Below are 6,384 nucleotides of genomic sequence, written 5' to 3' on the forward strand. Positions count from 1 at the left end.
ATCATATAGAAGTACCATATCCGAATAAGAGTATTTCCGATATGTTTTATGAAACAGTAAGGAAGTTTTCAAATTGTATAGCTTTATCTTCGTTAGAAGGAACATTAACATATGAACAACTAAATAAAAAAAGTAACCAAATCGCTCATATGTTATTACATAATGGAGTGAAACAAGGCGATTCTGTCGGTATCTTTATGAAGCGAAGTATTGATACGGTAGTAAGTTTATTAGCAATTTTAAAAACAGGCGCTTCCTATATACCAATCGATCCAGATTATCCTGCAAACCGTGTGCAGGATATTATTGAAGATAGTCAATCTAAATTAGTTTTAACGAAGGAAACGAAAATTCCGTATGAAGGTATGCAAGAGTTGTCTCTTTACGATATTGATAAATTTCCAAATGCGGATGTATGCTCATCAATTCATCTTGATGATATTGCATATATGATTTACACATCAGGTTCTACAGGAAATCCGAAAGGAACAATGTTAACGCACCGCGGAGTAGTTAATTTATGTACATGGATGCAAAGACATTATGGATTAACTGAAGAAGATGTTTTTGCACAGTTTCCATCATTTAGTTTTGATGCGTCTATTTGGGAGTTATTTGCTTCATTATTCTGTGGTGGAAATGTATATGTTTTATTAGATGAGCAAAGACTTTCAGTCGATGCTTTTGCAAATGCAATTTATAAAGAAAAGGCAACATCTATTTTAGGATTAGCTACAATTTTCTTACAACAAGTAGCAATATACCTTCCAGATGAAAGTAAATATAAGTTGGATTCATTAAAGAGAATTGCAGTTGGTGGAGAAATGCTTACTGCTGAAGTAGTGAAATTATGGCGGGAGAGAATTGGTACTCATGTTCAATTGAATAATGCATATGGTCCGACAGAATGCACAATTACAACAACTACTTATCCAATTCCAGCGGAGTTAAATGATAAATTTGCTAGTATTCCAATTGGGAAGCCAGCGGATAATTATAAAGTTTGGATATTAAATGACAATATGAAAGTTTGTCCAATTGGTATTCCGATAGAATTAGCGATGGATCAATCCAAGGAAGATGAAGTAATAGCAGAGCTAATTGCTTCTCAAGTTGCAGGAGATGGAGCACAGCAATCTGAAATTGTAATGGGTACTCGTAGAACGAATGAATGGATTAAGAAAAAAGAACTGGTAGTGCCAGCGATTAATAAAGAATTTATTCAGCAATTATTAGCTCATGGTGAAGAAGTTGGATATTTTCCAAAAATAATGAAATGATATGTACGCTTTTGTTTGTTCAATAAAATAAATCATGCTACAATGAAAACGAATTAAGAACCGGGGAGCCAATTGGCTGAGAGGATGTAAGTATACATCGACCCTCAACCTGATCTGGATAATGCCAGCGTAGGGAGTTACTTTAAAGTGATGTAGCATAAGTTATTATAGAATAACTTATATACAAGGCTTTCCTACATGGTAGGAAAGCCTTTTCTTTTTTTGAAACCATATTTTGTAAGGGGGATTTTATTATGTCACAACAAGTTACAATTTCATTTTCAGTAGTACCACAAGCGAAGAACAAAGATGTGTATTCCGTTGTTGATAAAGCAATTGAAGTTGTACAACAGTCGGGAGTTCGTTATGAAGTAGGGGCAATGGAAACAACGTTGGAAGGAGAGTTAGATGTACTTCTTGACGTCATAAAACGTGCGCAACAAGCTTGCGTCGATGCTGGAGCAGAAGAAGTGATTACTTCTATTAAAATTCACTATCGTCCAAGTACGGGCGTAACGATTGACGAAAAAGTTTGGAAGTACCGTGATGAATATGCAAAACCAGAAGCGATCTAAAATAATCACAACAATTTGGCTTATCCTTCTCATTGCTATATGGGAAGGATCTGTTTCATTATTTAAAATTGAGCCGTGGATTTTACCGAAGCCGTCTGCAATTGTGCAAGAGTTAATTGGAATGAAAGATTTACTATTACCGAATACAGTGCAAACGTTACAGGAAGTAATAATTGGGTTGTTTTTTGCAATTTTACTTGGGACGAGTATTGCTATCATTATGGATGTCATCCCTTTATTTCGGATTTTAATGAATCCGTTGCTCGTTATTTCGCAAACAATTCCAATCGTTGTGCTTGCACCATTATTTATTATTTGGTTTGGATACGGAATGTTGCCAAAAGTAATGGTTGTTATTCTTGTTTGTTTCTTCCCAATTGCGCTTAGTATTTTAGAAGGGTTCCAAACGGTAGATAAAAATATGCTGAAGTTGTTACAAACGATGAAGGCGACAAAGTGGCAAATTTATCAGAAAGTAAAATTTCCAGCAGTGCTCCCGTACTTTTTCTCAGGTTTAAAAATTGCTGTTACATATAGTGTGATGGGAGCGATTATTGGGGAATGGCTTGGAGCGAGTGAAGGATTAGGGGTTATGCTCACAAGAGCGACAAAATCCTTTTTAACAGCTCGAGTATTTGGTGTTGCAGCGATTATCGTCATGGTGACATTATTCCTGTACTTTATTGTTGAATTTATGGCAAGAATAACAGCACCATGGATATACAGAAAGGGCGGCAGAAAATGAAAAAAGGTTTAAAAATTATGTTAGCTGCATTACTAGCAGTTGGTGTTGCCGGATGTAATACGGCGAAGAAAGAAGAGGATACAAGCAAAGAAAAGAAAGTGAAAGTCGTTTTAGATTGGTTCCCGAATACAAACCATACTGGTTTATACGTAGCGAAGACGAAAGATTATTATAAAAAACAAGGATTAGATGTAGAAATTATTCAACCAGGTGATAATGTTACAGCGGAACAAATGATAGCTTCAGGAAAAGCTGATTTTGCAATAAGTGCACAAGAAAATGTAACGTTAGCTCGTGTTGAAGGTATTCCTGTTGTATCTGTAGGAGCGATTATTCAGCATAATACTTCAGCTTTTGCATCACTTAAAAAAGATAATATGATGTCACCAAAAGATTTTGAAGGTAAACGTTACGGCGGCTGGGGAGGACCAGCGGAAGAGGCGACGTTAAAGACAATTATGGATAAACATCAAGCTGATTTTAATAAAGTCGAAAAAATTATTCTTGGACAAACAGACTTCTTCAAATCAATTGGCCGCGATGCAGACTTTGAATGGATTTATTACGGATGGGATGGAATTGAAGCGAAGCGTCAAGGAAAAGAGTTAAATGCAATTATGGTGAAAGACTTAGATCCAGCGCTCGATTTCTATAGTCCTGTTATTATTACAAGTGAAAAACATACGAAGCAAGATAAAGATTTTGTGAAAAAGTTCATGACTGCAACGACAGAAGGTTATGATTTTGCAATTAAAGAACCGAAAGAAGCGGCGGATATTTTAATTAAAGCTGTTCCAGATGTGAATAAAGAATTAGTACAAGAGAGCCAAAAGTGGTTAAGTACAAAGTATCAAGATGATGCAAAAGCGTGGGGAGTACAGAAGGAAGAGATTTGGACAAATTACATGAATTTCTTATATGACAACAAAGTTATTAAAAAGAAAATTGATGTAAAAGATGCCTTTACAAATGAATTCCTTCCAAGTGAAAAATGAGTGGATTACAAATAAAAGATATTGTAAAAGCTTTCGATGGAAAGAATGTATTAGAAAATATTAGTGCTTCTATACAAGAGGGAGAGTTTGTCTCTTTTGTAGGTCCGAGTGGTTGTGGGAAAAGCACATTGTTAAATATGATTGCGAGTGTTGAAGAGCCAACGAGTGGAGAAGTGTTTTATAACGAGGAGTATGTAAAAAAACAAGATGTTGTTAGTTATATGCCGCAACAAGATTTATTACTACCGTGGCGATCGGCTTTACAAAATATTGTTCTTCCATTGGAAATCGAAGGAAAGCCTAAAAAACAAAGGCTGACAGAAGGAATGGAAGCATTAAAACAGTTTGAACTAGATGAATATGCAGACCATTATCCAGATGAGTTATCAGGTGGAATGCGTCAAAGAATTAGTTTCCTTCGCACATATTTATGTGAAAAGCCAATTATGCTACTTGATGAGCCTTTTGGAAAATTAGATGCATTTACAAAAATGGAAGTACATAGTTGGCTCTTAAATTCTTGGCATCAAGAAAAGCAGACAATTGTTATGGTTACACATGACTTAGATGAAGCAATTTTGCTTTCTGATCGCGTATTTATTTTATCTCAAAGACCGGCATCGATTGTTGGAGAGGTACAAGTGAAATTACTTAGGCCGCGAACGATGGATATGTTAACATCTCTTGAGTTAAAGAAGGATAAGGAAGAAATTTTAAGAGTATTAGCTCCTTATATGAAAAAATAGAGAAAGTCTTTTAACAGTTTTTGGTATAATTGCTGTTAAGAGGCTTTTTTATATAGGAGGAAAAAGATGAAATCTATAGGGGAAATAGTGGATTCATTAACATCAGATAAATTGGAAGAAGGAACAAAAGAAAAAGTAGAGAATAGAATATAACAGAGTGGTTTATACTCTTAATATAACAAATGTTAAAGGAGTGAAAGGATAAAATGACTTTATCAACTGTTCTTCAAATGGTTTTAGCTTGATACGGGAGAAGTCTGCCCATTTTTAAAGATTAAGCTAAATTGAAGACAGCAGGTAAAGAACCTTAATCCTTTCTTACGATAATATGTAATGGGTAAGGTGTATTCACCTTACCCATTTTTATATGTATAACTAAATAAGGCTTTATACTGTTGTTCTCTCTATTTAGCTTATGGATCATAAGAAAAGGAGAGAAAAAAATGAGTATATTAACAGTAGAAAATGTAAGTCATTCATATGGTGAGAAAACCATTTTATATAATGCGTGCTTTCGATTATTAAAGGGCGAACATGTTGGGCTAGTAGGGAAAAATGGAATTGGAAAATCCACATTATTACGCTTATTAACAGGAGAACTTATACATGATGAGGGAAACATTGAATGGTTTCCACATGTGAAGATTGGCTTTTTACAACAGCATATAGATTTACAAGAAGGCATAACAATTGAAGAATACATGCAAAGTGCGTTTTCTAACCTGTATGAGTTGGAACGTGACATGTTAAAACTTACAGAAGAGATGGCTGGAGCAGGAGAAGTAGGAAAATTGTTAGTAAGGTATGGAGAGTTACAAACTATATTGGAGAATTCTAATTTTTATCAAATTCATACAAAAATTGAGGAAGTAGCAACCGGCTTAGGCTTGTTTGAAATAGGATTGGAAAAGGATGTTTCAAAGTTAAGTGGTGGTCAGCGGACAAAGTTGTTACTTGGGAAACTCCTTTTAGAAAAAGCGGATGTTTTATTATTAGATGAGCCAACTAACTATTTAGATACAGCACATATAGAATGGTTGCAATCATATTTACGAATGTATGAAAAAGCTTATATTATCATTTCGCATGATGAAATATTTTTGAACAATATTACGAATGTTATTTATCATCTAGAGGAGCGTGCAATTAATCGCTATGTAGGTGATTATAAGAGTTTTCTGCGTAATTATGAACTGCAAAAGAAACAATTACAAGCAGCATATACGAAACAGCAAAAGGAAATTGCACATTTAGAGAGTTTTATTCAAAAAAATAAAATTCGTAAAGCGAAACAAGCGAAAAGTCGTGAAAAAGTATTAGAGAAAATGCAAAAGGTTGAAAAGGTTAACGATGTATCTCGTGCTCGTTTTGATTTTAATGTTTATACTGAGCCAGTGAGTCGTATATTACAGGTAGAGAAACTAAAAATTGGTTATGGTGAACCGTTATTTCCAGAATTGGATTTTCAAGTGAAAAAAGGGGAAAAGATTGCAATTATTGGTCATAATGGGATTGGAAAAACAACAATGTTAAAAACATTACTAGGACAAATAAAACCGTTAAGCGGTTCAGTTTCTGTTGGGGAAAGAGTAAAACCCGCTTATTTTGCACAAGAGGAATTTTCCTCAGAAATAACTGCACTAGAGAGAGTATGGGCAGGAAGACCAGACATGACAAGAAAAGAAATCCGACAAGTATTAGCAAAGTGCGGATTGAAAGAAGAACATGTATTAAAACCTATTCAGTTATTAAGTGGAGGAGAACAAACAAAAGTACGATTATGCGAACTTATCGTAACTAAAAGCAATGTTTTAATTTTAGATGAACCAACTAACCATTTGGATACAGAGACTAAGACGGCTTTACAGGAATCGTTAAAACAATATAAAGGTACGGTTTTAATTGTTTCACATGAGCCATCTTTCTATGAAGCATGGATAACGAAAATATGGAATATCGAAGAATGGAACGTTTAACAGCATGAATCAAGAAAAGGCATTAGCTCTTATGAGCTAATGCCTTTTCTTTGGTTATATTTATAAT

General features: G+C 34.6%; 5 protein-coding genes, 1 pseudogene and 1 riboswitch. All 6 genes and pseudogenes read left to right on the forward strand.

The window, feature by feature from the left end; translation table 11 throughout:
• Window positions 1–1,067 (forward strand): annotated as a pseudogene (locus tag AB3X48_RS15880) (AMP-binding protein); the annotation flags it as partial.
• A 264-nt stretch (window positions 1,068–1,331) separates the two neighbouring features.
• Window positions 1,332–1,433: riboswitch (TPP riboswitch) on the forward strand.
• A 101-nt stretch (window positions 1,434–1,534) separates the two neighbouring features.
• A complete protein-coding gene (locus AB3X48_RS15885; protein WP_000082898.1) occupies window positions 1,535–1,855 on the forward strand; it encodes an MTH1187 family thiamine-binding protein in 321 nt (106 codons plus the stop codon).
• Window positions 1,827–2,600, forward strand: a complete 774-nt coding sequence (locus AB3X48_RS15890) for an ABC transporter permease (RefSeq protein ID WP_002113653.1) — start codon at window positions 1,827–1,829, stop codon at window positions 2,598–2,600. Before AB3X48_RS15885 ends, AB3X48_RS15890 begins: the two co-directional genes overlap by 29 nt.
• Window positions 2,597–3,595, forward strand: a complete 999-nt coding sequence (locus AB3X48_RS15895) for an ABC transporter substrate-binding protein (RefSeq protein WP_016103433.1) — start codon at window positions 2,597–2,599, stop codon at window positions 3,593–3,595. The genes AB3X48_RS15890 and AB3X48_RS15895 overlap by 4 nt, the downstream gene beginning before the upstream one ends.
• Window positions 3,592–4,341 (forward strand): ABC transporter ATP-binding protein, encoded by a 750-nt coding sequence (locus tag AB3X48_RS15900; RefSeq protein WP_002159430.1) that lies wholly within the window; start codon window positions 3,592–3,594, stop codon window positions 4,339–4,341. The genes AB3X48_RS15895 and AB3X48_RS15900 overlap by 4 nt, the downstream gene beginning before the upstream one ends.
• Window positions 4,342–4,784: 443 nt before the next feature.
• Window positions 4,785–6,317, forward strand: coding sequence for an ABC-F family ATP-binding cassette domain-containing protein (locus AB3X48_RS15905; protein WP_256416097.1), 1,533 nt, complete (start codon window positions 4,785–4,787; stop codon window positions 6,315–6,317).
• Window positions 6,318–6,384: the final 67 nt, after the last annotated feature.

Source organism: Bacillus sp. S4, from assembly GCF_040838205.1.
Classification (GTDB): Bacteria; Bacillota; Bacilli; order Bacillales; family Bacillaceae_G; genus Bacillus_A; species Bacillus_A cereus_U.